The sequence below is a fragment of the Flavobacterium sp. MMS24-S5 genome, from assembly GCF_050320125.1.
Classification (GTDB): Bacteria; Bacteroidota; Bacteroidia; order Flavobacteriales; family Flavobacteriaceae; genus Flavobacterium; species Flavobacterium tyrosinilyticum.
The window spans coordinates 2,577,235-2,603,851 of the sequence record NZ_CP190016.1 but is presented as its reverse complement, the minus strand read 5'-3'; the positions used below and the strand labels follow the sequence as shown (position 1 = coordinate 2,603,851).

The following is a 26,617-nucleotide window of genomic DNA, read 5'->3' as shown; positions in this document are numbered from 1 at the left end:
ATTATCTTATTATCAAATTGACTAATTGACACATTAAAAAAATTGACACATTAAAACTATGGCACTTAGTAAAGAAGATATAGCAAAACGAATTGCAAAAGAAGTAAAAGACCGTTATTTTGTAAATCTTGGAATTGGGATTCCGACTTTGGTCGCAAATTATGTTCGAGAGGATATAGCGGTTGAATTCCAAAGTGAAAATGGAGTTCTCGGAATGGGGCCTTTTCCTTTTGAAGGAGAAGAAGATGCAGATGTGATCAATGCAGGAAAACAAACTATCACGACACTTCCAGGAGCAAGTTTCTTTGATTCTGCTTTTAGTTTTGGAATGATTAGAAGCCAGAAGGTAGATTTGACGATTCTTGGAGCAATGGAGGTTTCTGAAAACGGTGACATCGCAAACTGGAAAATTCCAGGTAAAATGGTGAAAGGAATGGGAGGTGCAATGGATTTGGTAGCTTCTGCCGAAAATATCATCGTTGCTATGATGCACGTAAACAAAGCAGGAGAGTCAAAAATCTTAAAAAGATGCACTTTGCCATTAACGGGCGTAGGATGCGTTAAAAAGGTTGTAACCGAGCTTGCAGTTCTAGAAGTAACCGAAAAAGGTTTTAAGCTCTTGGAACGAGCGCCAGGTGTCTCAGTCGAGCACATCATCGCCTCAACCGAAGCCGATTTGATTATTGAAGGAGGAATTCCTGAGATGTCGATTTAAGAGAAATTGCCACGAAGGCACAAAGACTCGAAGTAATTTTAAGGAGAAAAATAAAAAACCGCCCCAAAAGGCGGTTTAGTCTTAAAAAAAACTTTGTGATTTGGTGCCTTTGCGGCAATCATACTTTTTCTAAAAAACTGATCAAGGCCAGCTTTTAAAAGAGCTGGCCTTTTTTGTAGGAATTAATTAAAGGATTTACAGCTATTGATATTAATAAATTATATCAGATTCAAAACTTATTTTCAAGTATAAGTGGTTATTAATCAATTAAATAATTATTTTTTAAGGCATTTTCTTATGAGATTGTTATGATTTGTTAAATAAAAATGGAATTAATGTAAAAAATGTTGCTTTTTATCGATTAACGACGTATTTAATCGATTATGTAACATAAATAAAATATTTTTACACAAAAATAAAGTATTTACCTACATTAAATATTTTGTTTGTAATCCATTTAACCAAAATTAAATACCACATTATTATGGAAAGAAAATTACCCAAGATTATGGCATCAGCCGTTATTATTCTTACATTTTCAGCGCCTGTATTTGCTCAGAATACAGACAAGCGGATAAGTCAGAAAAATTTATCAGAAAATGGACAACCGAGTCTAATCACTTTTAGTGATAAATCTACCTACAAGGGAACAGATTACAATACTGTTTTTAAAGAGCAACTTGGACTAAAAGATAATCAGTCTTTTTTGAAAGTTAAAACCGAATCAGATAGAGAGGGGTTTACTCATGAAAAGTTTCAGTTGTATGAACAAGGAATTAAAGTAGAATTTGCCAATTATACATTACATTCTAAAGAAGGCAAATTGGTTTCTATGAATGGTGAGTTTTATGCTTTTAATAGTGTAAAAACTACTCCAAAATTATCAAGTCAGGATGCATTTGCTAAAGCGATTGCTTACACGGGAGCAAAAGAATACTTATGGGAAAAGCCCGAAGATGCCGCTGCAATGGATTATGAAAAACCAAAAGGGGAATTGGTTTTATTACCAGATATGGAAGAACAGGGACAGGATAGAAAATCAGACAAAGTTCGATTGGCTTACAAGTTTGATATCTATGCTACGAATCCGTTGAGCAGAGGTGATCTCTATATCGATGCTGAAACCGGAAATGTTTTGTTTTATAATGCTACAATAAAACACCTTGGAGAACATAGTCACGGAGGGAAATTGGAATCTGCGAAAGCAAATCAAGAGGAAACATCTAGTGCAAAAGTTGCCATTGTTGCAGCAAATGCAGCGACACGTTATAGCGGAACTCAGACCATTCAGACTACTCTAAGTGGATCTTCTTATATTTTATCTGATGGAACTCGAGGAAATGGAATTCAAACCTATAATTCTGCCAGAACAGCGACATACCCAACAACCAATTTCACAGATGCTGACAATAACTGGACAGCTGCAGAGTATAATAATACAAATAAAGATAATGGAGCATTAGATGCACATTGGGGTGCTGAAATGACCTATGATTATTGGTCTGCTGTTCATGGAAGAAACAGTTATGACAATGCTGGAGCAAAAATTAGAAGTTATGTTCACTACAATTTAGTAGCCGCCGGATATCCAAATAACAATAATGCATTCTGGAACGGAAGCGTTATGACTTATGGTGACGGAACAGGAACTGGAGGATTTGATATCTTGACGTCAATAGATGTTGCTGGACATGAAATAGGGCATGCGGTTTGTACTTATACAGCAAATCTTGCTTATCAAAAAGAATCGGGAGCAATGAATGAGGGTTTCTCTGATATTTGGGGAGCTTGTATCGAATATCGTGCTGCACCAACAAAATCAACATGGTTAGTGGGAGAAGATATTGAAAGAAGATCAGGACATCTTGCTTTGCGTTCTATGAGTAATCCAAAATCTGAGGGACAGCCAGATACTTATGGAGGAACTAATTGGGTGAGCCAAAGCTGTACACCAACTAGTAGTAATGATTATTGTGGCGTTCATACCAATTCAGGAGTTTTGAATCATTGGTTTTACATTTTATCAGTTGGTAAATCTGGAACAAATGATATTGGGAGCACATATAACGTAACAGGTATAACTATCGATAAAGCGGCAAAAATTGCCTATCGTTTAGAAAGTGTGTATTTAACCGCAAATTCTACTTATGCAAATGCAAGGACATCAGGAATACAATCTGCAATAGATTTGTATGGTGCAGGTTCGGCTGAAGTTATAGCAACAACCAATGCTTTTTATGCAGTAGGTATTGGCGCAGCTTATGTCGGATCTAATGATACTGTTGCGCCTACAGCTCCAACAAGTCTTGCAGCTTCGGGTACTACGGGAACTACGACTAATTTATCTTGGACAGCCTCAACAGATAATGTTGCTGTTACAGGGTATGATATTTACCAAGGAACAACATTAAAAGGTTCGTCTACAACAACTAGTTATACCGTAACTGGTTTAACAGCATTAACAGCTTATAGTTTTAGTGTAAAAGCTAAAGATGCAGCAGGAAATGTTTCGACAGCGAGTAATACGGTAAATGTTACAACTACTTCTGCCGCACTAGCATATTGTACGTCTCAGGGTAATAGTACGGCAGACGAAAGAATTGGTAAAGTTGTATTTGGAACAATCAATAATACATCTACAGGAACAGCGGGTTACGAAAATTACACCTCAATTTCGACAAATGCAACAAGAGGAACTGCATATACAATTACGATCACACCGAGTTGGACGTCTACAGTTTACAGTGAAGGATATGCTGTATTTATAGATTACAATCAAGATGGTGATTTTGCAGATGCTGGTGAAACGGTTTGGACAAAAGCGACATCAACAGCAACTTCGGCATCTGGAACTATTACAATTCCGGCAACGGCAACTCTTGGGACAACAAGACTTAGAGTTGCTATGAAATACAATGGGGTTCCAACATCTTGCGAAAGTTTTTCTTATGGACAAGTTGAAGATTATTCGATAAACATAACAGCTTCAGGAGCAATTGTGAATGAAGAACTTGTTGCGGGATTGATAGAGACTAATGAAAATTCTGAATTTGTATTATATCCAAATCCTGTTACAAACGAGCTAAATGTTTCATTTTTAAACAATAAAGGATATACATTTAGAATTACAAATGTTTTAGGTCAGCAAATTAGTAATGGTGAACTTTCTGAAAGCCCTATAGATGTAAGTCAACTTAGTACGGGAATTTACATTATAGAATTGAACAACGGTACAAAAAGAATCGTTAAGAAATTCGCTAAAAAATAAAATAGTAATACTATAAAAAGTAAAAAACCGCCTACTTGGGCGGTTTTTCTTTTTCAAAATCTTAGAAACTTAGGATCTCAGTATCTTAGAAACTTTAAAAACTATAAATTAAATGAAGCTCCTAAACTAAAAGTCGCTTGATTATTCAAATGATAAAAAGGATCATTGTTTGAACCGTATTTTGCAATTGGGAATCCGATTTCTGTGAAAACACCAAATCCATCTGTAAAGAAATATCGCCCACCAACGTGTCCGCCGAAATTATGTAAACCTAAGCTTAATCCAGGGTAAACGTCCAATTCTTTTACACCAATTACGCTAGATAAGTTAGCATTGATTCTTGCTTTTGCATCAAAACGATCTGAGAAATCTGGCTCAGCATCACGGTAAGGATTTGTGCTGCCGTGGTAGAAACCGTTAAAATTATCAAATCCTAGTATGTAGTTAGCAACAAAACCAAAAGAGAAATTTTCTCCTAAACCAAAATCAACAGAACCTTGAATTCCAGAACCACCATCTTGCAAATTAGCTCCTACGTTTACTTTAACATCTCCCTTTCCTTTAAAAGCTTCTTGAGCATTAACAAATCCGAATGTCACTAAAAATACAAGTGTAATAACCTTTTTCATAAAAATTTAATATTAATTATTTGGGTAGCAAATGTAAATTTTAAATAAATTAATTCCTACCTTTTTCGTTAAAATAGAGTTCGTTAAGTGGTTCACTTTGCCAGTATTCTTTCGTGTCAACATCTAAAATCGTAAGCGGACCTCTAAATGCTGCGCCTGTATCTACATTCCAGACACAAGCTCTGTTGACAGGAACCGTTTCTCCAATTCGGGTAACGGGCGTGTGGCCAATATAAACTTCCTTATAAACGGTAAATCTTTTTGGATAGTGTAAATCGTCTTCTTTTAATTTTGGGTCTAATGAAAGTGCTGTTTCCCAAAGGTGCCCTATCCCAATAAAATAGCTTAGAAAAATATTCCCATTTTACACCATTTAAATTAGTGAAGCCAGCATGAACAAACAAACGATTTTGGTCGTCAAGATGAAAATCCTGAAGATTTTCTAGAAATTCGATATGCGCTTTCTTTTTCTCTTCAGAAATTTTAGCATAACCTTCAACCGTAGCTTTTCCGCCATGTTTGTACCACATTTCTTCGTCAAAATCATCATGCCTGTTTTCGAGCCAGTCCAAAGCCAGCTGATCGTGATTTCCTCGTATGCAGATGCAGTTTTGTTTGCTTTTTAAATCAATCAAATAGTCGATCACTTCAACAGACTGACTCCAGCCGTCAACATAATCGCCCAAAAAAATTAGAGTATCTTCTGTGGTAACGTTGGCTCTCTCTAGTACTTGTTCAAGTGCAAGTAATCCGCCATGAATGTCACCTATAACAAATGTTCGCATTATTTAATTTTTCGAGTAGAAGAACAAAAATAGAAAGAATAATTGGTTTGAACTCATCGAATTCAGATTCTTTAAAAATTGATATGATTTATAACTACTTACAATACTTTTTTATTATTTTTCCTCAGTAAATTTGCAAAATGTCTGAAACACCAACATATCGCAAAATTATCCATATTGATATGGATGCATTTTACGCATCTGTAGAACAAATGGACAATCCGGAATTAAGAGGCAAACCGGTTGCAGTTGGAGGTTCTGAAAATCGCGGTGTAGTTTCGGCGGCAAGTTACGAAGCCAGAAAGTTTGGTGTGCGAAGTGCTCTTAGTGGGGCTTTGGCCAAAAAATACTGTCCAGAAATTATATTTGTCAGACCGAGATTTGATCGTTACAAGGAAATTTCATCCAAAATTCATAAAATCTTTCATGATTACACCGATTTAGTCGAGCCTCTTTCGCTTGACGAAGCCTATTTGGACGTTACCCAAAACAAAAAGGGAAATCCTAGCGCAAGTCTTTTAGCGCAGGAAATTAGGCAAAGAATTTTTAATGAAGTGGGGTTGACGGCTTCGGCTGGAATTTCGATCAATAAATTTGTAGCTAAAATTGCCAGCGATTATAACAAACCAAACGGACAAAAAACGGTAAATCCCGACGAGGTCGAAGCCTTTCTGGAAGATCTTCCCATTCGTAAATTTTACGGAGTTGGAAAAGTGACTACAGAAAAAATGTATCAGCTCGGAATTTTTACTGGAACCGATTTGAAAAGCAAATCTCTAGAGTTTTTAGAAAAGCACTTCGGAAAATCGGGAACATTTTATTATCATGTGGTTAGAGGCATTCATAATAGCGAAGTAAAATCTTCACGAATTACCAAATCTGTTGCTGCAGAACATACTTTTGATGTGAATTTGTCTTCGGAGATTTTTATGATGCAGCAGTTGGAGCGTATTGCAACTTCGCTAGAGAAACGTCTTCAAAGGCATAACATTTCTGGAAAAACGATCACGCTCAAAATCAAATACAGCGATTTTTCACAACAGACGAGAAGTAAAACGCTGCCCTATTTTATTTCTGATAAAAGTCTGATTATGGAAAACGTTGAGGAATTATTGTATCAGGAAAAAATGAAAGATTCTGTAAGATTGCTCGGAATTTCGTTGAGCAATTTGAATAACGAGGTGAAAAAAGCGGTGGTAGTACAGCTTAAATTTACTTTTTAATAACAATTTTGAAAAGTTTAAAATAAGGTCTAGATTATGAATAGCAAGATTTTTCTGCTATCTTTGAGTAAAAAGATGATATCTGTCTTCTGAATTGATTTTGTATGAAAAATAGAAATTCCGACGATCCGTTACAGCGAAATTCAGTTCCAATTCTTTCTTGGGATTTTCACTACGAATATCTAAACGAGCTAAAAGCATTAAGCACTGATTTAAAAAGGGTAAGCGAAATCTCAGATGAGTTTATCTGGGATGAAAAAACGCTCAATATTCAAGAAAGAATCAAAAATGAAGTGGTTTTAATAACCGATTTAGATTTGAAAATAGTTTTCGCGTCAAGCGGAATAAAAAAAATGACGGGTTACAAAGAAGAAGAAATCTTAGGAAAAACGCCTAAGATGTTTCATGAGCAACTTCAGAAAAGGATTTAAAGGAAATTAGAGATGCCGTAAAAAAGAAGATTCCCTTTGCCAAAACCATCGAGAATTATAGAAAAAACGGTCAAACCTATAAATGTAAAATCGATGCTTCGCCAGTTTATAACCTGAAAGGTGAAATATCTCATTTTATAGCCTTTGAAAAACAAGACATAAGCGCTTAGTTATTTTGCCGCAAAGGCACTAAGACACAAAGATGTTTTTTAAAGAGAAAAAAATAAAGCTATCCGTTAGGGATAGCTTTATTTTTATAAAAAACTTTGCGTCTTAGTGCCTTTGTGGCAAAACATCTTTATAAATTAGCAAAGAAATCATTTCCTTTATCATCAGTAATAATAAAAGCAGGGAAATCTTTAACGGTAATTTTACGAACAGCTTCCATTCCTAATTCTTCAAAGTCAACAACTTCTACTTTAAGAATGTTATCTTGAGCCAGAATCGCAGCAGGCCCTCCAATAGAACCCAAATAGAATCCGCCGTATTTGTTGCAGGCATCAGTAACTTGTTTGGTACGGTTTCCTTTTGCCAGCATAATCATACTTCCGCCATTTTTCTGGAATTCATCCACATAAACATCCATACGTCCAGCAGTTGTTGGTCCGAAACTTCCTGAAGCCATTCCGTCTGGAGTTTTTGCATGACCGGCGTAATACACTGGGTGATTTTTGAAATACTCTGGCATTGGTTTTCCAGCGTCTAATAATTCTTTGATTTTTGCGTGAGCAATATCTCGGGCAACAATTACAGTTCCGTTTAGTTTTAAACGAGTTTTAACTGGATATTGAGATAATTTAGCCAAAATATCTGCCATAGGCTGATCTAAATCAATTTCTACAGGAGCTTCTAAATGCGGAGCTGTTTCTGGTAAAAATTGCTTTGGGTTTACTTCTAATTGCTCAACAAAGATTCCGTCTTTAGTAATTTTTCCTTTAATGTTTCTATCAGCCGAGCAAGAAACTCCAAGTCCGACTGGACAAGAAGCTGCGTGACGAGGCAAACGGATTACACGAACATCGTGCGTGAAATATTTTCCTCCAAATTGCGCTCCAATAGCACTTTCTTGACAGATTTTCTGAACTCTTTCTTCCCATTCAAAATCACGGAAAGCTTGACCCGCCATGTTTCCAGAAGTTGGAAGGTGGTCATAATATCCAGCAGAAGCTTTTTTGACCGCGCTTAAGTTTGCTTCTGCAGAAGTTCCGCCAATTACTAAAGCTAAGTGATATGGAGGACAAGCAGAAGTTCCTAAATCTTTGATTTTTGTGCGAATGAATTCGTCTAATGATTTTTCATTCAACAAAGACTTTGTTTGTTGGTATAAGTATGTTTTGTTTGCAGATCCTCCACCTTTTGCCATGAACAAAAAGTCGTAAGAAGTTCCTTTTTTAGCATAAATATCAATTTGTGCCGGCAGATTTGATCCTGAATTTTTCTCTTCAAACATCGAAATCGGAACAATCTGAGAATAACGTAAATTTCTTTTTTGATATGTATTAAAAATACCACGGCTTAACCACTCTGCATCATCAACACCAGTAAAAATACTTTCGCCTTTTTTAGCCATTACAATCGCAGTTCCAGTATCTTGACAGCTTGGCAACTGACCTTCGGCAGCGACAGAAGCATTTTGAAGCAAATTGTAAGCTACGAAACGATCGTTGTCTGTTGCTTCTGGATCGTCAAGAATTTTTCTTAGTTTCTGTAAATGCGTTGTTCTTAGCATAAACGAAACATCTGTCAAAGCTTCTTCAGCCAATAATTCTAAACCTTTTGGGTCAACGGTTAAAACTTCACGTTCTCCAAATTGTTCTACTTTCACAAAATCAGAAGTGATTTTGCGATACTGCGTATCATCCTTTAAGATCGGATAAGGATCTTGGTATATAAAATCGATCATTGTTTTGTTTTTTTACAAATTTAGAAATTATTTACCTAAGAAAGAATTTGAATTAGAACTCTTCTACAGATGTTTTTTACTCTGCAGCGTTAAATTGATCAAACGTCATCTTTTTTTCAAAGTATGGTTTGTCTTTGGCAGAAAGCAACATCTTTTTCCATTTATTGTCTTTTAATTCGAAAGCTATTGAGTCTGAGTGCTTAAGGATGCCCATGTCCATGTTTTCATCTTCGTCTGCAGGTATAAACGCAACAGTTTTGCAATAAAAGGATTTTGGTTCAGATTTCGTAGAAGGATTTACGATTTCAACCCAGCTTCCCCAGCCGCTGTCGGTCATTGAGCTCCATTGGTGTACCAATTGTAATCCGCTGTTTTTTAGATAATACAAGTAGTTGTCATGTGAATAACCACAAGCAGGAAATCCAACGGTGATTTGTATGAATGGCGAATTTTTAGAAGTTTCAGATGTTAATCCGTAAGAAGCCGTCCACTCAGAACCTTTCTCAAAACCTTTTATAGCAACTTTAGAAGATGCTGTTTTGGTTTTATTTTGATAAAAGTCTAATCGGTATTTTACCGTAACTATACTGTCCTTGTCTGCTTGCTGATCTACCAAATGCGCCAGGATAAAATCTGTAGAAGATTCTGTTCCGTCCGTGTAAATGGCTACCGTATCGGTTTTAATAATCTTTTCATCAGCAGAAACCTCTAATGTCTCTTGTGGCTCAATTATCTCTGCTATTGGTGGCGCAGCATCTGTGGGTTTTGTTTTTTGACATCCGATAAAAATAAGTAGGGAGAAAAATAGAGTGTGGATTTTCATCTTTGGGGAGATATTTAATTGTTTTTTTAATTCTAGCGAAACCTCTAAAGTATAAAATTATGAGATTTTTTTGAAGAAAAAAGAAAAAGAAGCACTTGAAAAATAAGTTTAATTACTTTCAAAGCTTCTTTTAAAACTTTAATTAATTAGTCTTTACCCTTTGTAATAAAGGTATTTAGAGTGTTTTTTTAAGGAGAAAAAAATGTTCTTAATTTTTTAAAAAAACCAAGTCGCTACAAAAATCGCTGTAATTACACAGATTAAATCTACCAAAAGCATTGTACCCAAAGCGTAACGAGTGTTTTTGATGTTTACCGATCCAAAATAAACCGCAATTACGTAGAACGTGCTTTCGGCGCTGCATTGGAAAATACTGCTCAATCTTGCAGTTAAAGAATCGGCTCCAAAGGTATTCATCGAATCAATTAGAAAACCTCTTGAACCTGCAGAACTAAATGGACGAAGCATCGCAACTGGCAATGCATTAGTAATTTCTTTGCTTACCCCTAAATTCGAAAAGACAAATCCGATTGCATCGCTGATAATTTCGAATAAACCGCTGTTTCTGAATAGTGAAATTGCAACCAGCATTCCTAAAACATAAGGAAAAATCGTAACTCCAGTTTTAACTCCGTTATTGGCGCCAACTACAAAAGTGTCGAAAACAGTGGTTTCTGCCTCTTTGAATTTCTTTTCATGTATGAATGAGAAAATTAGAGTAAATGCAATAATGGCAATTAAGATTAATCCAGAAAGGTTAGAAGTAAAATAGTTTTTTCCGATTAAGTCCAAATGATTTACATACATCAATAAACTTACAATTGCAGCAATTAGAACCATCAAACCAATAAGAAGCGAAGCGCTTTTAAAATTGATTTTTTGTTTGATTCCAACAATCAGGAAAGCCGCAATGGTTCCGATGAAAGATGTTATAATACAAGGCAGCATAACATCGGCAGGATTACTGGCGTTTGCCGCAGCACGGTAACCAATAATTGAAGTTGCAATTAAAGTCAAGCCAGAAGCATGAAGGCACATAAACATGATTTGCGCATCACTCGCTTTGTCTTTTTCGGGATTTATTTCCTGTAAACTTTCCATGGCTTTCAATCCGAATGGAGTTGCAGCAGAGTCTAATCCCAAGAAATTGGCAGCAAAATTCAAAGTCATGTAAGATATCGAAGGGTGATTTTTAGGAATGCTAGGGAAAACTTTCACAAAAACCGGACTCAAGGCTTTGGCCAATTTTCCTGAAGCTCCAGAAACGATTAAAAGTTCCATCAAACCACAGAAAAAAGCTAAATACGCAATAAGAGGCAAAATTAGATCGACCAAAGTGCTTTTGCAAGTGGGCAATAAACCATCAGATTTTTGAAGTCCGCTGTAAATTTTTACGGTTTTGTTTTTGTAAACGTAAGTAGTGTCGGCATTAAGCGTATCACGATTGATAATCATGGTCTGATCTGGCGCTTTTTTAATGCTGTCTTTTAAGAAAGCAGGAAGTTCTTCGACGTATTTTTCAGAAACCAAAATTGGATCGTCTTTCTTTCCATTCAAAATAGAATCAATAGTATACGTGTTGGCAGTAAACAAACTGACTACAATAAAAACAATCGAAGAAATAAAAATCGCTAACCAAAATCTGCTTAATACCATAATTGTAATTTTTTGTAAATGTAATTATTTAGCAATAATAAGCATAAAGATTTTATGTAATGAAACGGTAATTTGAGTTTATATGTCGCCCAGCTGTGGCTTTTTGAAATAGGGAAATTTCATTTGCTATAAATATTTTGTTCTTCCGGAGCTTTTTTTGAATTTTAGTCAGATGAATAGCTTTGAAAGAGCGAAATATTTATAGAAATCGATCAGGTTATAATTAAAAAGGCCCAGCGGGGCGAAATCTAATTTATCTATTTTTTAAAATGGACTATACAATCACAACTTTGGTATCCAAATAGGTTTCAAAAGCTTTAATTCCTTCAAACAAAATTTCCTTTTTTGAACTTTCGGTTTCATTAAAAAATTCCGTTTCAATTTTGGCGTGATCTTTTTTTATGGTTCGCTTCCAGATTCCGATTACTTTTCCGTTTTCTACAATTATGGGTTTAAAGATGCCATTATTGGTAAAAACTTTCGATTGATGTTCGGTATTAAAAGAAGCATCGCGTGTTTTATACGAAATTAAAATTTCATCAAAAGCAGGAAGAAAATGTAAGCTTTCGCGAAAATTTCCCTCGTCTCTTAGCCCTTTTTTGAACCAATATTGCTGATTATCAATAGTTATATTTTCTAATCGCAACTCTATTGCGTTAATTGTTTTTTTGCATATTGTAGCAGGAAATCCTGACCACCATGAAAAATCATGCACTGTTGCTGAACCATGACTTTCAAAATAGCGTAAGGCAAGTTTGGCTAATGCTTCTTCTGTTGACAATTTGGTTTTGGGTTTAGAAACTCTTTCTTCCAGCAGCGCATAAGTAATTTGTTTGCCTTTCATTTTACCATTGCAAACCAAACCATCCAATTCGGCATTCATCATTACAATAACAGGGGATAAATCTCCAGCTTTTTTGTGAATGTTAAGTTCCTGCATGATTTCCTCTCGTGTTAAATGATTATTTCCTGCTAGAAGTTTTTCTATGGCGGCATTGACCTGATCGAATTTCTTTTCATCAAAACCATGCTCTTTAGCCATTGTAGCAAAAAGGCGCTTTACTTGTGGCGAAGAAAGCTCCAGCATCCAATAAATATCATCAGGAGAAACAAAATGCCAAGTTGGGCGCAGAATATGAGTTCGAATAATTTGAGCTGAATTTATGGCTTCTTCTATTTCTTTTTCGCTTGAACTACAACGAGAACCAATTGCCCATTTTGCCATAGCATAATCCTGAGCTTGCATAGCACCAAAATGCTTTACAATTTCTTGAGGTGCACATTGATTTTCCTGATAAAGCTTCTGAGAAACCATACGATAATGTGAAATTTCGGAATGAATCATTTAAATAAAATTAAAGATTATAAGTTTAAACCTCTGTTCCTTTACAACTTGAGCCTTTGCACCTTAAACATGAATAATTTCATCATCAATTAACAAATCCTCTCGTCTCAAACGAAGAAAAACCTGCGCAACAGCAATGGTGTCTTTTTCGCAATACGTAATAATTCGATCAATGTCTTTTTCGACATAATAGACGTGAGCAACCTGACTTCCGTCAATATCGCCTTTTGGCGATGGTACGCCAAGAATCTTAGTTAGAAGTTTTAAAGAAGTAAAATGCTTATAATCGCCAAATTTCCATAATTCAAGAGTATCCAAATGTGGAATCTCCCAAGGTTTTTTACCGAACAAATTCAATTTGTCGGGAATGGGCATTTGGTTGATGATCATTCTTCGGGCAATAAACGGAATATCAAATTCTTTCGAATTATGTCCGCACAGCAAATGCTGAGGCTGATTAAAATGATTGTTAACCAGATTCGAAAAGTCTTTTAAGATTTTCTTTTCTTCACCAAAAAAAGAAGTCACTCTAAAATTTCGAACGTCTCCTTTGATGGTAAAAAAGCCAACGGAGATGCAGATTATCTTTCCGAACTCGGCCCAGATTCCGGCGCGTTCGTAAAATTCTTCTGGAGAAAATTCGTCTTTTCGCTGATATTGTGTTTTCAAATCCCAAAGCGATTGCATCTCCGCGTCAAGCGAATTGAAGCTTTCTTCTTCGGGAACGGTTTCTATATCAAGAAAGAGAATGTTATTTAGGTTTATCTTTTCAATCATTTTTTGAAGACATATTAGATTCTTAGACTTTTAGAATGATAAAGCAATCTCAATTATTTAAAATTTTATTTATGTAAAAAAACGAAAATTAATCTTACTTTTCAAAGAATAAAGCGTGTTTTTAAATCTAAAAGTCTAAGAATCTAACAATCTAAGATGTCTAATTTAAAATAAACTTTGTTGTGCAGACGGACATTCGTGTTCCAAAAGCCATTTTTTGCGTGACAATCCGCCAGCATATCCAGTTAAAGACCCATTTGTGCCAATAACGCGGTGACAGGGAACCACAATCCAAAGTGGGTTTTTACCATTTGCTGATGCTACGGCGCGAATTGCTTTTACATCGCCCAATTTCTTGGTCTGATCCATATAACTAACCGTTTTTCCGTAAGGAATTTCTAAAAGAGATTTCCAGACTTTTTGCTGAAATTCGGTTCCTTGTGGATTTAGTTTAAGATCAAAATCGGTTCTTTTCCCTTCAAAATATTCATTCAATTGCGAAACGGCTTCTTGTAAAACGGCTGGAATTTCCTTAGAAACTTCATTTGTTTCAACATCGGAAACAGAAATTACCGAAATACCGTTTTCATCTCCAATGATTTTGGTGATTCCGAGAGGCGAATTGATGAAAACTGTTTCCATGATTTTTGAGTTATAACCGTATAGAAGCAAAGGTCAATCGCAAAGTTCGCAAAGTTTTTTTAAATCATGTAAGTAATTTAAGTTTTTGTACAACGCTTTAAAGGATTGTGAACCTGAGCGAGTAAGGCTTGTGAAAAATAATATATCCCGAACTTTGTTAAGTCTAGAAGCATAAAGAATCAATTAAAAAGTCATTAATAGTCCACAGTTTGATTCTTTGGCTTCTTCGTAAATCTCAATTAATTCTTCATAAGCTTGGATAACTTCTTTGTCTAAGCTCTCAGTCTCGAAGATATTTATGAAGTTTTCTTTTAAACTTATTAGTTCTTTATGAATGCTAGAAATTTGCTGAGAGTCAATAAAACCAAGTCCCATTCTGCCTGGGTCTAAAGTAAAGTTTTCAGAATCTAATGATTTGCCAAGTATATAATATTCATTATTAAACTTAAGGTCTAATTCATCAAATGACTCTAATAATAATTCCCAGCTATAAGATAACCCTAATTCTTCATCAGGATTATAATATTTTGTCATTGCAAAATCTGCTAGTTCTTGAATATCTTCGGTTTCTAATTCTTCTACCCATTCAGCGGTAAGTTCTTCTCCTGAATAAGGTGACTTTAAATCGTTTAAATTTTGGTTTATAAAAGTAATTAGTAATTTTTCGTTATCTGTTTCTCCAGCAGTAAGAATAATTTCTGATAATTCTTTTGTGAAGGCTGATGTGTTAAACAAAAATGATTTGTGTTCCATTGACATGATTTTCGCTTTAAAATTTTTTGCAAAAATGTTTTATGGATGTGTCTTTAATAGCCTCAATAAGATGTATTTATATCATTTTAAGTTTAAATTAGGATTTTAACTTTACCAAGCCGGATATCTTAGAGTTTAATAATTGTCTAAACAAAATTTATAGTTCAAATAGTTTTCAATCTTTTCGCTAGAAACCACTTTTTTAATATTTGATTTTTCAGAACTGAATTTTGGTTCTGGCAAATTCAGTTCAATCGCTTTTTGAGTGTAATAGTCTTCTCTTGTTGGGTGAAAAGGTGCAACGGCATTAAAAATTTCATTCCATTTCGATTGATTTATAATTGCTTCAATAATGCCAATACAATCGTTTTGATGAATTAAATTGATTGGAGCATCAGGATTGTCTAGGTTTGCTTTTCCAGCTAAAAACTTTATAGGATGACGATCTGCACCAATTAATCCGCCAAAACGCAGAATTGTAGTGTCGAAGTTTTGATTTTCTTGAAGGAGTTTTTCAGCTAAAACTAACTGTTTACCACTTTCAGTATCTGGATTTGGACTCGTTTCTTCTGTTACCAAACCATTTTCATCTCCATAAACCGATGTTGAACTTACAAAAAGGACTTTCTTAACCGTTGATTTTGCTATAAACGGAATCAAATTCTTGATTTTGTTTACAAATGTCATTTCGAGCGGAGTAGAGAAACTTTGGTTTGCTCTTAATTTTGGCGGAATGTCTATGATTAAGATTTCGTTTTCCGCTAAAAAATTAGTGGTATTTTCAGAAACACTTTCGCTTTCAACAGTTACTAAAAACGAATTTATTCCAGCATTTTCTAAAATTGAAAGTTTATTTTCTGAAGTTGTTGACCCGTTTACTGCATTACCTTTTGCAATTAAGTTTTTTGCTAAAGGAAGTCCTAACCAGCCACAGCCAAGTATACTAATTTTTGTCATTTTTCTCTTTTAAGTTGCAAAGTTGCAAAGGTTTTTGTTTCACGCAGATTTAAAAAGATTTACAAAGTTAAAGTAAATCGGACTTTGTCTTTTCCTTTTGCGCCCATTCTGTTGTAAAATTTAATAGCTCTTGTATTGAATTCTGGAGTTTGCCATTGTATGTTGACGCAATTGTTTTGTTTTCCGATTTCTTTTAATTTCTCGATTAAGATTTCGCCAATTCCAAAACCTCTCGTTTCTTCTTCCAAAAACAAACAATCCATGTAAAGAAAGTCTTGCGCATTCCAGGTTGAAAAATCAAAAGTGTAAGAGGCATAACCGACAATGGTTTCTTCTGTAGCCACAACCAAACAATATAGTTTTGGGTTTGGCACCAAATAAAGCATTTTTTAAACCTTTTTCTTTTCCTTCAGGAGAAAATTCGGCTTTTTCAAATTCGGCATGCTTCTGAATTAAAACCAATAGTTTAGGCAAGTCTGTGATTTCGCAGTTTCTTATTGAATATTCCATTGCAAGTTGATTTCGTTTTGTAAAAAGCTGATGAAATGATAGAAATAATCAGGATAACTTTCATTGGCGCGTGTTGCAATGAAGTGCTTTCTTTTTAAACCATTTTTTCCAACTTTTACTGCTTTTAGCGAGGTGGTTTTTAAATATGGCGTAAATGCCCATTTTGCCATCGACATGACTCCCATATCGGCTTTTACCATTTCTAGAGAAGCTTCGGTTAATGGCATCGGAGTTATTTTCTTCGGACTTACTTTGGCTGGAGCCAAAAGGAACTGATGAATAGTAACGGTTTCTAACGGAAGCGAATGAATTATAAAATGCTCGTTGATAAAATCTTCTGCAACGACATATTTTTTATCTGCCCAAGCATGATTTTTAGAAACGACCATTACCACCTCGTCCTGAAAAAGCTCTTGATATTTTATATTGCTGTCTTTTATCTGATCGCTTACAATGGCAATGTCAATTGTGTTTTCCAGTAATTTTTGCAACGGGATATGAGTTGCTTCGGCTACTATTTTCAATTCGACATTTGGGTATAAAAGATGAAATTGCTTTAAAACGGAAGGAAGCCAATGGTAACTTGAGAAACATTCGGTACTGATTCGGATTTCGCCATGTTCGCCAAAGACCATTTGTTTGATTTGAGTTTCGGCTTCGGCAAGTTTGTTCAGGATTTCATTGGCCAGTTCGTAGATTTTTTCGCCTGCTTTTGTAAGTACTAGTTTTTTATTTGTTCTTAAAAAAATGGCTGTTCCCAATTGATATTCGGCTTCTTTAAGCTGATGACTCAAAGCCGATTGTGTCAAATGAAGCTTGTCGATCGCTTTTGTGATGCTTCCTTCTTCGACAATTGCTTTTATCAATTTTAAGTGGCGTATTTCCATTTTTGAAGAATTAATACGCAAAGTAACAAAATTTTAGACTGGCTTTTGCATGAAAAAAAGTAATGCTTTTGATGAATTCTTTTCGTTTTTATGATGTTTGATGTTCGGCTACTTTTGGAAAAGTAAAACATTAAAACGCAAACAACATGGAAGCACAAATTAAACATTATGAAAACAAACTAGCTTTTGAAATGGATCCGTCTGATTTATTTGAAGCTTTAAACAATGGCGAGAAAATAATTGTAATCGATGCCAGAAGAGCTTTTGGATACGATGAAGAACATATTCCGAATGCGGTTAATATTCCGCATCGCGAAATGAATTTAGAAACTACAAGTCATTTAGATAAAGATGTTCTGTATGTGACATATTACACCGGAATTGGCTGTAATGCTTCGACAAAAGGAGCTTTGAATATGACGAAATTAGGTTTTAAAGTAAAAGAACTAATTGGCGGACTAGAATGGTGGAAAATCGACGGATATGCAACCGAAGGCACAAAAGGCGAAAAGCAAGGTTTGAAAATAGAATGCGCTTGCTAAAACTGAAAAAAGGCAGACTTTAGAATTATAAGTCTGCCTTTTATTTAAGTTTTATTCAATTTTAATGTTGTTTTTCTCCGCAATTTTTTTGAACACATCCTCTTTGTTTTCCGATTTCATTTTCTGGTAAAGAGCACCTATAAGCTGTTCTGAATCTTTTGCATATTCAGAATTTTCATTGGTATAAATGATATGGGCCAAAAAAAGATTATCTAAAGCTTTTTCATCATCTTTCAGCATGAAATAGTTTTTTCCAGCTCCAAAATAGCCTTCAGCATTGTTTGGATGATATTGAATTAGCTTTTCATAATAACTTATCGCAGTTTGATAATCAGATTTAAAAGTATAAGCAACACCAATATTCATCAGCGCAAAATTTCCTTCGGGATAAATTTCGAGCGATTTTTTATAATATTTAATGGCATTATCATAATCGCTTAATTGTCTGTAAGAAACCGCCATGTCATCAAGAGCAAGAACAAAATTTGGATCTTCTTTTAAAGCCAGCTGAAAACTTTCAATAGCCATTTTATAGTTGCTCTGGCGCATAAAATCTTTTGCAATTACATAAGAGTTCTGTGCGTTTTGGTTCTTTGATTTGCTATAAAAAACATCATCTTTGTTTTCCGTTAATTCTGGAACCAGATTTGGGCATTTTTTTGAAATGACACCTTGAACTTTCAAAATCATACCCTGAATGCCTTCAACTGTATTTATTGATTCTCTAACTTTAGGATCTTTATCTGTCAAGATCAGTTCGCTCATTGGTTTAGTTAGACAATCTCTATAAACATCTTCGGTAATTTTCGAACTTTTTTCTAAACAATCACATGCTTTTGTGGCGATTTTTTCTTCAACGGTTTGCGCATTCAGTGCCAGAAAGCCGCTAAAAGTTAAAAATAACGAGAAGTTTTTTTTCATTTTAAATGATTAAGGTTAGAGTGATTTTCTTATTCTGGTTTAACAACAGCCGGTTTCAAAGTATCTTTACTTACCGCCAAACTATCTACTGGAACAACAGGCTCAAGAGGTTTTACTGGCGGCACATATCTTTTGATTTTCTGCTGTATTAAAATGGCATCATTTAAAACGAATGGTGTTGGCATCATCCAATCATTTCTTGGTTTAACATTCAATAGCGGATTGCTCATTAAATCGAATGAACTTTCGATTAAATCCATATCAAAAATAGACGATTTATTGATGTAGAATTCCATTTCAAGCGGTTCATTCCCTACAACATAATAACATAAAATTTTGCTGTCTTCTCTTTGCAGGCGATTTCCTTTTTCGCCAGAAGTTGCCACTCCGTTTGCTTTAAAGTTAAAGAACGTCATTTTCGGATTAGCATAAATGTCGTAACGGTTTACTTTTCTGTTTGGAGTAATTTTGATTTTTAGATATCTATTATTTCCAATTACACTGTCTCTTAAAAACTGAATTGTTGGTTTCGGAACTTCAACAACAGGAGCAATAGCGCTATAGGTAAACGTGGTGTTGTATTTGCTTGCCAGAGGAAGCGTATTTAATCCAACTGCTTTTTGATTGTTTTCGCCTAGGTAAGATTTAGTCCATTCGTCCAAATTAGTATCGTATGTTGTCCAAACAGCCGAATTGTTGTCTGCATTGTAAACATATAGTAAACTATTCGATTTTGCTTTACCATGTTCGTAACCAGAATTGTATCCTGCATAAATGAAGAAAGCCATAGAAGAAAGGAAGAAAACAACAATCCAAGCTCCTTTTTTTGCAAATGCTCCAAATATCGGAAGCAATAATCCGAACAAAAGAACGGTTAGAACAGCACTTCCGTACAATATTTTAAGACCTAAACCAACTGGGAACATTACTATGAAAGGCGCAACAATTGCTAGGGCAGGAATAGAAAATAGTAAATTCATTCCTAAACTGTAATGTTGTGTAAAGACAAAGATTCCGAACAATAAGATTCCGAAATAAACCGGAATAATTAAAAAACCTGCACCTGTTAAGCTATTTGCTAAAAACGCATTAATGATGATCCAAGTCAGTAAGGGCGCCACAAAATGGTTCATCGTTGTTTTTGCCTCAGAAAAATGATGGTAAAAAGCAAAACAAATTGCAATACTTAATGTAACAAAAGCGCCAATGTAAGCATGTCCGTTATAAGTAAATCCGTTTAGAAGATCAGAATACTGTGGGTAGATTTCAAGAACAAGTTTCCATCCTAAAAACGTTACCAATCCTGCAATTATAAGTGATCCAAGAAGCGGAACAAAACCTTTAAAAATTTCTGTGAAAGTAATGATTCGTTTTACTTTTCCAACGAAAATGAAAATGACCAATAAGCCAAAAGCAATAAGTGTCATTGGCATTACCCAAGTAAACGGATAACTGATGAAAGTAAAAGGAGCGTTGAAATAAACATCGTCTTCTGTAGACTCAGTTTGGTTTAAATCAATATTAGAGAAGTATTTTATCAAAGGCATGATGTAAGTGCCTTGATGCGCCAATGTATTTTTGTTTAGATGTTGAACATCATCCTGTTGCGTATGATAGTTAAAATGCCCATCGATAAATGCAAAATTAAAACCTTGAATATTTCCTTGTTCTCTAAAAACAGTTAAATCGGTATCGTTAGGAAGCATTTTGTAAATACTGTACATCAACGAATTTGAAACGGGATGTGAAGGTTTTGCTTTGGTAAATTCTTTAATCAGAGCTTGGTTTCCTTTATTGGTTTCCATCAGCATGTAGCTCGGTCCAGAAGTTCCTCTTGCTTCAAAGTTTAAAACCAGACCAACGTCTTTTGCCCAAGGATGTTTGTTTACGAATAAAGCAGCGCCGTTTAAACCTAATTCCTCAGCATCTGAGAATAATATGATAATATCGTTTTTTTGAGGATGTTTTGAGTACAAAAAGGCACGAACACCTTCTAAAATAGTAGCGACTCCAGAAGCATCGTCGCTTGCGCCTTTTGAGAACGAGTGCGGCGCACTATCATAATGAGAAAGAAGTAAAAGTGCTTTTGTATTGTTAGTTCCTTTAATTCGAGCCAAAATATTTTTTGACTTTACCAAAAGACCTTTATCGTTTAGAGTAAAACCTTCCTGGACACTCGTTTCTAAACCAATTCGGTTTAATTCTAGTTTTAAATAGTTGGCAACAAGTTCGTGATTGGTTGACCCTACATAGTGTGGTTTCTGTGCAATAATTTCGACCTGATTTAAGGCTCTTTCGGTCGAAAATTCAGCAAGCGCTTCGTCATCTTTAGAGATTCCTTGCGGCATCATCGTGGCGTATATAATGCCAAGTAAGGCTAAAACGCAGACTATGGCTAGAATTGAGGTGGGGTTTTTTCTCATGGTAATAAATACTAACTATATTTCTTTTTTAACAAGCATAAAATAATCATTGTCCAAGGAACGATAGCCTTGATCGTACAAGAAATAATATGTATTTCCTGTCTTGGTCTGTAAAATGTTTGTAAAGAACTCAAAATCAAAACCTTTTGTTAGTAATTTATCTCTCGAAGCTTTCGATTTTCCGTCTACATTTAACTCTGCCAAAATACGGTAATTTTTGCGTAACTTGTTGTTTATATTTCGCATGAAATTCGTACTATCTTTATTTATTTTGTTATTGTAGGCATTTCGACAACTGTCTGAGCAGAATTTCTTGTCTTCTCTGCCAACAATTTTGGCTGAGCATTCGAGGCATGTTTTCATGAATTCAATTTTTTAATTTCATAAAGATCGGATCTTCTGTCTTTTAATGTTTTTACGCTTCCATGTTCATGAAGTTCTTTCAGTAAGTTTAAATCAACATCTACAATTAGGGTCATTTCTGTGTTTGGCGTAGCTTCTGCTTTGATTCCATTACTTGGAAAAGCAAAATCGGATGGCGTAAATACAGAAGACTGTGCATATTGAATATCCATATTATTTACTTTCGGAAGATTTCCAACGCAACCTGCTATGGCTACATAACACTCATTTTCGATGGCGCGTGCCTGCGAACAATGTTTTACGCGAGTGTACCCGTTTTGAGTATCTGTTAAAAATGGTACAAACAAAATATTCATTCCCTCATCTGCTAAAAGTCTAGAAAGTTCTGGAAACTCAACGTCGTAGCAGATTAAAATTCCAATTTTACCGCAATCGGTGTCAAAGGTTTTAAACTGAGATCCGCCTTTCATTCCCCAATGGATAACTTCGTTTGGTGTGATATGAACTTTGGTATACATTTCTGATGTCCCATCTCTTTTGCATAAGAAGCCAACATTATAGAGATTTCCGCCTTCGAGATAAGGCATACTTCCAGTAATAATGTTGATATTGTATGAAATGGCAAATTCCTGAAACTTTTTTCTAATAGGATCAGAGTGACGAGCCAGTTCACGAATGGCTTCTGCTTCAGACAAGTGATTGTAATCGGCCATTAAAGGCGCAATAAATAATTCTGGAAATAAAGCAAAATCAGAACCATAGCCCGAAACGGCGTCAATAAAAAATTCGGCTTGTTCAAAAAGCGCTTCAACATTATTAAGCGGACGCATCTGCCATTGAATTAATCCTAAGCGAATAATATTCTTCTTCAAATTAATCAGCTTCGGACTATCGTCGTAGTAAATATTATTCCATTCCAATAGAACCGCAAATTCTTTCGATTCTTCATCTCCTTCAAGGTAATTTTTGATGACTCTCAAAACGTGAAAATCGTTGCTTAACTGAAAAGAAAGAACCGGATCGTACAATTCTTTGGTACGCACCTTTTCGATATAAGCTTTTGGAGACATCTTTTTGGCATGTTCTCTATAGTTCGGAATTCTTCCTGCAAAAACAATCGCCTTAAGATTCAATTGTTCGCAAAGTTCCTTTCTTGCATCGTACAAACGGCGTCCTAAACGCAAGCCTCTATAATTAGGATGAATAAAAACATCTATTCCGTATAAAATTTCAGCATTCGGATTGTGGGTCGAAAAGGTATAATCGCCACTAATCTGCTGATAATTATGTCTTTTTTCTACTAATTTTTCGTCAACAATAAGAGATAGGGCAGAGCCAACAACTTTTCCGTCAACCAAAATCACCAGCTGTCCTTCTGGAAAAATGGAAAGAAGTCTTTCTATATCCTCAGATCTCCAATAAGAATCGGCCATTTCTGGATACGATTCGATCATCGATTTTTTTAATTGCTTATAGTCTTCTATTTCAAGATTTCGTAACTCTACTTTTTTAATTTTTGCCTGCATATCGTAAGATTTATCTCAAATATACAAAAAACAATTTCCATTTACAAACGCTTACAAATAGTTACAGTCGATAGTAAATAGTTAATAACCGACTGTCTCGTCTGAGCTTTCGCATCTTTGCCATGTTGAATTTGATAAACGATTCAATTTAATAGTAACATTAAAATAGTATACGCCATGAGTGCAATTAGAAACAAAGTTCAGTTAATTGGGAATGTTGGAAATGATCCAGAAATTAAAACATTAGAAAGCGGTAGAAAACTAGCACACCTTACGATCGCAACAAATGAGGTTTATAGAAATGATAAAGGCGAGAAAGTAGAACAAACAGAGTGGCATCGCATAACTGCTTGGGGAAAAACGGCAGAACTTATAGAAAAGTATGTTGTAAAAGGTAAAGAAATCGCTGTTGAAGGAAAACTGACACACAGAAGCTATGATGATAAAAACGGAGAGAAACGTTATATAACCGAGGTTGTAGTAAATGAAATTTTACTTCTAAGTAAATAACGCTCTTGTGAAATCGTTAAACCCGACAGGTTTTTGAAACCTGTCGGGTTTGTTGTTTTTATAAATGAATTAAAGTATCGAAACGCCATTAGCATCAGTTGTAAGAACTTCGCTCATATAATCAAAAAAAGGTCTCATATTTTTGAAAGCGTCCAAAGCCATTTCTAAAAATTTCGGACTCAATACTTCCTCATCGGTAAAACGTTTTATGACCAAGAATTGTTTGAAACGAAGCAAATCAATGGCAGGATGATCAACATCAAAACCTTTTGGCTTTGTTTTGAGCTGTTCTCCTTGCAAAGTGCCAAAATTGCGTTTGAAAGAATCTGAATTCAATATTTCTTGAAAGGTTTCGGGATCATGAGCAAATTCGGTTCTGATTCGTTTTAAATCTGCGGCATTTGGCACCAGAAACCACCAGCAAAAAAGCTGTTTCCTTTTTCCAGATGAAAATAATAACCGCCACGTCTTGCTGCAGTTGCTCGTGTGTAACTTCCTCCCCAATAATGCTTAAAAGGAGTTTTATCTTTAGAAAAACGAATGTCTCGATAAATTCTATAAACACTTTTCTTGCCAGAAGCATTTTCTAAAACATCAGTTTTGGAAAGTTCCTTCAATAAAGCGCCTGCAAAATTTTCAATATGATTGAGCTCTATCAAATATTGTGGTTTATGTTCTTCAAACCAAGGTTTATTGTTGTTCTTTTTCAGTTCAACTAAAAAGTCAAGACTAGATTTGGGAATTGTAACAGTGTTTTCCATAATTGAATTTAAAAATCGAAAGTGACTGCAATTTAAAACTAAAAAACCCACCAGAGAAATCTGATGGGTTTTTCTATATTGTATTAAGCAGTTTTTTTGAATAAGTCAAACATAGGACAGCGTGAACAGCGTTTCTTTTCGCTTTTTTTATATTTCTCGCAACAAGAAGATTTACAGTTTTCAATCTTCTTAATTTTATCAAGGATATCTTTGTTTTTCTTTTTCTTTTTATCCTTTTTTTTGTCCTTGTCTTTTTCTTTCTTGCTCACTTTTTCCTCTGAATTTTAAAAACAGAGACAAATATAAACCAAAAAAGTTATTTTTAAATGTTCTAAATAAACTTTAACTTTTTTATTTAGGATTGATAGCGATTGAACTCGTAACTGTTAATTGCTGAATATCACGATCAAACAAATAAAGTCCGCCTTTATCATCACCAATTAAGTTGATTTTATCTAAGATCGATTTAGCTGTAGCTTCTTCTTCAATTTGTTCAGAAACGTACCATTGCAAGAAATTGTGTGTAGCATAATCTCTTTCTTCAAAAGTAATGTGCACTAATTCGTTGATTGATTGCGAAACAAAAAGTTCGTGATTGTAAAGCTCTTCAAACATCTCTTTGAAAGTAGTATAAGTTGTTTTTGGTGCTTTAAGATCTGTTACCTGAGCGTGTCCTCCGCGTTCGTTTACATACTTAACTAGTTTAAGCATATGCGCGCGCTCTTCATCTGACTGTGTGTACATAAATTGAGCGATTCCCTCTAATCCTTGTACTTCAGCCCAACAAGCCATAGAAAGATAAGTTTGCGAAGATTCTGCTTCTATGCGGATTTGCTTGTTTAAAGCCGATTCAATATTTTTTGCTAACATAATAAGTGTCTTTTTTGTAAAATTAAGCAAAATTATTCATTTCATTTTTCTAAAGCTCGAAAACATTAGACTCTTAGATTAATTTCAGTATAATAATAGTAAGAAGCTAGGATTTAGTTATGTAGCATAAAAAAAAGCCCCTAAGAAAAAATCTTAAGGACTTTCGAATCAAGTATTAAAAAGAAATTATTTTACAATAAAAGTAACTCGTCTAGCTAATCTTCTAGCTTCGTCAGAATCTTTTTGAATTGATGTATCTGCACCATTTGCAACAACATTTAAGCGAGAAGAAGCAATTCCAGCTTTTTCGAAAATTGTTTTTACGTTAGTAGCTCTAGTATAAGATAATTTTTCATTATACTCAGCTTTTCCAACTTGGTCAGCATAACCAACAAGGTCTAGAGATGCAGAAGGGTTTTTTCTTAAGTAATTTAACACAACGTCAATCGCAGCTGTTGAGTTCTCGATTGGAGTTGTTTTATTGAAATCAAAGTAAACACTGTAATATTTGTCATTAATCATTCTTCTGATTAATTCATTATCAGTTGCCTGAGGAGTGTTTATTTGTTTTTCAACAACTACTTCTTTTTGAGCAGGTATTTTCTTGATTTGTGCTTCAAGATCTGCTACTTTGCTTTCTAAACCAGAAATATCCACATTGTTACCTTCACTTGAAGTTACAGTCCAGTCTGCATGTTTTGCATTTTTCCCTAAGTACACATTTAAACCAATTGTACCATTAAAAATCAATCCTGAGAAACCTCTGTTTTGAGCTACATAAGCTCCGTCAAAGGTATGATCTTGTGATGCATTCAAAATAGTAGAGAAATCACCCGTTAAAGCAACTCTGTTTGATAATTTTATTTGTCCAGTTACACCGGCAATAAAGTTACCTACTTCATCTGCTCCTTTAAAGTTATCACTTCTTAACTGACCATAACCGAAACCAGCATGTCCTAATAAACCAACAGTGTTTGTCCACGTTTCAAAATTCATGATACGACCTAAGTTAGCAACAGCCTGTAAATCTACTCTGTAGTTTTTTGAATCAAAATCGATAGAGTTGCTTTTTGAAGTAAAACTGTTGTATCCAAAATCGGCCTTTAAACCAAATTTGTTGTTGAACATATAACGAACCCCTACTTCGCCAACCCAAGGACTTGGAGTACTTGTTGAGTAACCTGCTGAAAATGAGCGTTGAGGTTTAGTTAGTCCGCCAGCTAGTTCTACAGACCACTTATTATAGCTGCTATTGTTTTCTGTTTGCGCATGTACTCCTGTTAAAGCCAGGGCAAATGCAAGAGTCATTACAATTTTTTTCATTGTTTCTTAATTTTAAATATTGTCCAAAACAACGACAAATTGTAAGTAAAAACTTTCCCTTAAAGACAAAAAAG

The 26,617-nt window shown here is 34.9% G+C and carries 23 protein-coding genes and 2 pseudogenes; 6 read left to right on the top strand and 19 right to left on the bottom strand.

All coding sequences use genetic code 11. From position 1 onward, the window contains the following. Window positions 1-58: 58 nt before the first annotated feature. Window positions 59-715, top strand: a complete 657-nt coding sequence (locus ACPWTF_RS12045; RefSeq protein ID WP_427875601.1) for a 3-oxoacid CoA-transferase subunit B — start codon at window positions 59-61, stop codon at window positions 713-715. Between the two features lie 484 nt (window positions 716-1,199). Beyond that, window positions 1,200-3,983 (top strand): M4 family metallopeptidase, encoded by a 2,784-nt coding sequence (locus tag ACPWTF_RS12040; RefSeq protein WP_427875600.1) that lies wholly within the window; start codon window positions 1,200-1,202, stop codon window positions 3,981-3,983. A 101-nt stretch (window positions 3,984-4,084) separates the two neighbouring features. Here ACPWTF_RS12040 and ACPWTF_RS12035 read toward each other — a convergent pair whose 3' ends face one another. Both ACPWTF_RS12035 and ACPWTF_RS12030 read right to left on the bottom strand, forming a co-directional pair. Continuing rightward, entirely contained in the window at window positions 4,085-4,612 is a 528-nt protein-coding gene (locus ACPWTF_RS12035) for a DUF6646 family protein (protein ID WP_427875599.1), read from the bottom strand. 49 nt (window positions 4,613-4,661) lie between these two features. Then, window positions 4,662-5,397 (bottom strand): annotated as a pseudogene (locus ACPWTF_RS12030) (metallophosphoesterase family protein). A 140-nt stretch (window positions 5,398-5,537) separates the two neighbouring features. On the opposite strand from ACPWTF_RS12030, the gene dinB reads away from it, so the two are divergent. Both dinB and ACPWTF_RS12020 read left to right on the top strand, forming a co-directional pair. Further along, on the top strand, window positions 5,538-6,620 hold the full coding sequence (gene dinB, locus ACPWTF_RS12025) for a DNA polymerase IV (protein WP_250834749.1): 1,083 nt from the start codon (window positions 5,538-5,540) through the stop codon (window positions 6,618-6,620). A gap of 104 nt (window positions 6,621-6,724) precedes the next feature. Further along, window positions 6,725-7,051 (top strand): PAS domain S-box protein, encoded by a 327-nt coding sequence (locus ACPWTF_RS12020; RefSeq protein ID WP_427875598.1) that lies wholly within the window; start codon window positions 6,725-6,727, stop codon window positions 7,049-7,051. A 298-nt stretch (window positions 7,052-7,349) separates the two neighbouring features. Here ACPWTF_RS12020 and ACPWTF_RS12015 read toward each other — a convergent pair whose 3' ends face one another. The 10 genes from ACPWTF_RS12015 to ACPWTF_RS11970 form a co-directional block, all read right to left on the bottom strand. Beyond that, a complete protein-coding gene (locus tag ACPWTF_RS12015; protein ID WP_427875597.1) occupies window positions 7,350-8,954 on the bottom strand; it encodes a fumarate hydratase in 1,605 nt (534 codons plus the stop codon). A 76-nt stretch (window positions 8,955-9,030) separates the two neighbouring features. Further along, entirely contained in the window at window positions 9,031-9,777 is a 747-nt protein-coding gene (locus ACPWTF_RS12010; RefSeq protein WP_250834752.1) for a hypothetical protein, read from the bottom strand. 216 nt (window positions 9,778-9,993) lie between these two features. Beyond that, window positions 9,994-11,433 (bottom strand): nucleoside recognition domain-containing protein, encoded by a 1,440-nt coding sequence (locus ACPWTF_RS12005; RefSeq protein WP_250834753.1) that lies wholly within the window; start codon window positions 11,431-11,433, stop codon window positions 9,994-9,996. Window positions 11,434-11,707: 274 nt separating this feature from the next. Continuing rightward, on the bottom strand, window positions 11,708-12,778 hold the full coding sequence (locus tag ACPWTF_RS12000; RefSeq protein WP_427875596.1) for a winged helix DNA-binding domain-containing protein: 1,071 nt from the start codon (window positions 12,776-12,778) through the stop codon (window positions 11,708-11,710). Window positions 12,779-12,841: 63 nt separating this feature from the next. Then, a complete protein-coding gene (locus ACPWTF_RS11995; protein WP_095930264.1) occupies window positions 12,842-13,555 on the bottom strand; it encodes a 3'-5' exonuclease in 714 nt (237 codons plus the stop codon). Window positions 13,556-13,720: 165 nt separating this feature from the next. After that, window positions 13,721-14,197: a methylated-DNA--[protein]-cysteine S-methyltransferase gene (locus ACPWTF_RS11990; RefSeq protein ID WP_427875595.1), complete on the bottom strand. Its 477-nt coding sequence runs from the start codon at window positions 14,195-14,197 to the stop codon at window positions 13,721-13,723. Between the two features lie 183 nt (window positions 14,198-14,380). Then, a complete protein-coding gene (locus ACPWTF_RS11985) occupies window positions 14,381-14,950 on the bottom strand; it encodes a hypothetical protein (protein ID WP_427875594.1) in 570 nt (189 codons plus the stop codon). Window positions 14,951-15,085: 135 nt separating this feature from the next. After that, window positions 15,086-15,907: an SDR family oxidoreductase gene (locus ACPWTF_RS11980; RefSeq protein WP_427875593.1), complete on the bottom strand. Its 822-nt coding sequence runs from the start codon at window positions 15,905-15,907 to the stop codon at window positions 15,086-15,088. Window positions 15,908-15,966: 59 nt separating this feature from the next. Then, window positions 15,967-16,293, bottom strand: a complete 327-nt coding sequence (locus tag ACPWTF_RS11975; RefSeq protein ID WP_427875592.1) for an N-acetyltransferase family protein — start codon at window positions 16,291-16,293, stop codon at window positions 15,967-15,969. Between the two features lie 108 nt (window positions 16,294-16,401). Further along, window positions 16,402-17,304, bottom strand: a complete 903-nt coding sequence (locus ACPWTF_RS11970) for a LysR family transcriptional regulator (protein WP_427875591.1) — start codon at window positions 17,302-17,304, stop codon at window positions 16,402-16,404. Window positions 17,305-17,450: 146 nt separating this feature from the next. Between ACPWTF_RS11970 and ACPWTF_RS11965 the strand changes: the two genes are divergently transcribed. After that, window positions 17,451-17,846, top strand: a complete 396-nt coding sequence (locus tag ACPWTF_RS11965; RefSeq protein ID WP_427875590.1) for a rhodanese-like domain-containing protein — start codon at window positions 17,451-17,453, stop codon at window positions 17,844-17,846. A gap of 51 nt (window positions 17,847-17,897) precedes the next feature. On the opposite strand, the gene ACPWTF_RS11960 is transcribed toward ACPWTF_RS11965, so the two are convergent. Genes ACPWTF_RS11960 through ACPWTF_RS11945 form a run of 4 tightly spaced genes read right to left on the bottom strand, consistent with a single transcriptional unit; the run spans window position 17,898 to window position 23,079 of the window. Beyond that, window positions 17,898-18,767, bottom strand: a complete 870-nt coding sequence (locus ACPWTF_RS11960) for a tetratricopeptide repeat protein (RefSeq protein ID WP_427875589.1) — start codon at window positions 18,765-18,767, stop codon at window positions 17,898-17,900. A 29-nt stretch (window positions 18,768-18,796) separates the two neighbouring features. Further along, complete coding sequence (locus ACPWTF_RS11955; RefSeq protein ID WP_427875587.1) at window positions 18,797-21,190, bottom strand: M28 family peptidase; 2,394 nt, start codon at window positions 21,188-21,190, stop codon at window positions 18,797-18,799. A 15-nt stretch (window positions 21,191-21,205) separates the two neighbouring features. Continuing rightward, entirely contained in the window at window positions 21,206-21,553 is a 348-nt protein-coding gene (locus ACPWTF_RS11950; RefSeq protein WP_057115356.1) for a hypothetical protein, read from the bottom strand. Continuing rightward, window positions 21,550-23,079, bottom strand: a complete 1,530-nt coding sequence (locus tag ACPWTF_RS11945) for a GNAT family N-acetyltransferase (protein WP_427875586.1) — start codon at window positions 23,077-23,079, stop codon at window positions 21,550-21,552. The genes ACPWTF_RS11950 and ACPWTF_RS11945 overlap by 4 nt, the downstream gene beginning before the upstream one ends. A gap of 177 nt (window positions 23,080-23,256) precedes the next feature. On the opposite strand from ACPWTF_RS11945, the gene ACPWTF_RS11940 reads away from it, so the two are divergent. Continuing rightward, window positions 23,257-23,589 (top strand): single-stranded DNA-binding protein, encoded by a 333-nt coding sequence (locus ACPWTF_RS11940; protein WP_250834763.1) that lies wholly within the window; start codon window positions 23,257-23,259, stop codon window positions 23,587-23,589. Between the two features lie 69 nt (window positions 23,590-23,658). Here ACPWTF_RS11940 and ACPWTF_RS11935 read toward each other — a convergent pair. The 3 genes and pseudogenes from ACPWTF_RS11935 to ACPWTF_RS11925 form a co-directional block, all read right to left on the bottom strand. Further along, window positions 23,659-24,350, bottom strand: a pseudogene (locus tag ACPWTF_RS11935) (DUF2461 domain-containing protein). 351 nt (window positions 24,351-24,701) lie between these two features. Continuing rightward, window positions 24,702-25,220, bottom strand: coding sequence for a ferritin (locus ACPWTF_RS11930; RefSeq protein WP_095930276.1), 519 nt, complete (start codon window positions 25,218-25,220; stop codon window positions 24,702-24,704). Between the two features lie 186 nt (window positions 25,221-25,406). Then, window positions 25,407-26,543 (bottom strand): OmpA family protein, encoded by a 1,137-nt coding sequence (locus ACPWTF_RS11925; protein ID WP_427875585.1) that lies wholly within the window; start codon window positions 26,541-26,543, stop codon window positions 25,407-25,409. Window positions 26,544-26,617 lie beyond the last annotated feature (74 nt).

What these genes read in the sequence shown, in the direction of transcription:
- ACPWTF_RS11970 (WP_427875591.1), bottom strand. Translation starts at nt 17,304, where the DNA reads ATGGAAATACGCCACTTAAAATTGATAAAAGCAATTGTCGAAGAAGGA.
- ACPWTF_RS12040 (WP_427875600.1), top strand. Translation starts at nt 1,200, where the DNA reads ATGGAAAGAAAATTACCCAAGATTATGGCATCAGCCGTTATTATTCTT.
- ACPWTF_RS11960 (WP_427875589.1), bottom strand. Translation starts at nt 18,767, where the DNA reads ATGAAAAAAAACTTCTCGTTATTTTTAACTTTTAGCGGCTTTCTGGCA.
- ACPWTF_RS11980 (WP_427875593.1), bottom strand. Translation starts at nt 15,907, where the DNA reads ATGACAAAAATTAGTATACTTGGCTGTGGCTGGTTAGGACTTCCTTTA.
- ACPWTF_RS11925 (WP_427875585.1), bottom strand. Translation starts at nt 26,543, where the DNA reads ATGAAAAAAATTGTAATGACTCTTGCATTTGCCCTGGCTTTAACAGGA.
- ACPWTF_RS12005 (WP_250834753.1), bottom strand. Translation starts at nt 11,433, where the DNA reads ATGGTATTAAGCAGATTTTGGTTAGCGATTTTTATTTCTTCGATTGTT.
- ACPWTF_RS11955 (WP_427875587.1), bottom strand. Translation starts at nt 21,190, where the DNA reads ATGAGAAAAAACCCCACCTCAATTCTAGCCATAGTCTGCGTTTTAGCC.
- ACPWTF_RS12045 (WP_427875601.1), top strand. Translation starts at nt 59, where the DNA reads ATGGCACTTAGTAAAGAAGATATAGCAAAACGAATTGCAAAAGAAGTA.
- ACPWTF_RS11950 (WP_057115356.1), bottom strand. Translation starts at nt 21,553, where the DNA reads ATGAAAACATGCCTCGAATGCTCAGCCAAAATTGTTGGCAGAGAAGAC.
- ACPWTF_RS12010 (WP_250834752.1), bottom strand. Translation starts at nt 9,777, where the DNA reads ATGAAAATCCACACTCTATTTTTCTCCCTACTTATTTTTATCGGATGT.
- ACPWTF_RS11945 (WP_427875586.1), bottom strand. Translation starts at nt 23,079, where the DNA reads ATGCAGGCAAAAATTAAAAAAGTAGAGTTACGAAATCTTGAAATAGAA.
- ACPWTF_RS11930 (WP_095930276.1), bottom strand. Translation starts at nt 25,220, where the DNA reads ATGTTAGCAAAAAATATTGAATCGGCTTTAAACAAGCAAATCCGCATA.
- ACPWTF_RS11940 (WP_250834763.1), top strand. Translation starts at nt 23,257, where the DNA reads ATGAGTGCAATTAGAAACAAAGTTCAGTTAATTGGGAATGTTGGAAAT.
- ACPWTF_RS11975 (WP_427875592.1), bottom strand. Translation starts at nt 16,293, where the DNA reads ATGCTTTATTTGGTGCCAAACCCAAAACTATATTGTTTGGTTGTGGCT.
- ACPWTF_RS11965 (WP_427875590.1), top strand. Translation starts at nt 17,451, where the DNA reads ATGGAAGCACAAATTAAACATTATGAAAACAAACTAGCTTTTGAAATG.
- ACPWTF_RS12000 (WP_427875596.1), bottom strand. Translation starts at nt 12,778, where the DNA reads ATGATTCATTCCGAAATTTCACATTATCGTATGGTTTCTCAGAAGCTT.
- ACPWTF_RS11995 (WP_095930264.1), bottom strand. Translation starts at nt 13,555, where the DNA reads ATGATTGAAAAGATAAACCTAAATAACATTCTCTTTCTTGATATAGAA.
- dinB (WP_250834749.1), top strand. Translation starts at nt 5,538, where the DNA reads ATGTCTGAAACACCAACATATCGCAAAATTATCCATATTGATATGGAT.
- ACPWTF_RS11985 (WP_427875594.1), bottom strand. Translation starts at nt 14,950, where the DNA reads ATGGAACACAAATCATTTTTGTTTAACACATCAGCCTTCACAAAAGAA.
- ACPWTF_RS12035 (WP_427875599.1), bottom strand. Translation starts at nt 4,612, where the DNA reads ATGAAAAAGGTTATTACACTTGTATTTTTAGTGACATTCGGATTTGTT.
- ACPWTF_RS12020 (WP_427875598.1), top strand. Translation starts at nt 6,725, where the DNA reads ATGAAAAATAGAAATTCCGACGATCCGTTACAGCGAAATTCAGTTCCA.
- ACPWTF_RS11990 (WP_427875595.1), bottom strand. Translation starts at nt 14,197, where the DNA reads ATGGAAACAGTTTTCATCAATTCGCCTCTCGGAATCACCAAAATCATT.
- ACPWTF_RS12015 (WP_427875597.1), bottom strand. Translation starts at nt 8,954, where the DNA reads ATGATCGATTTTATATACCAAGATCCTTATCCGATCTTAAAGGATGAT.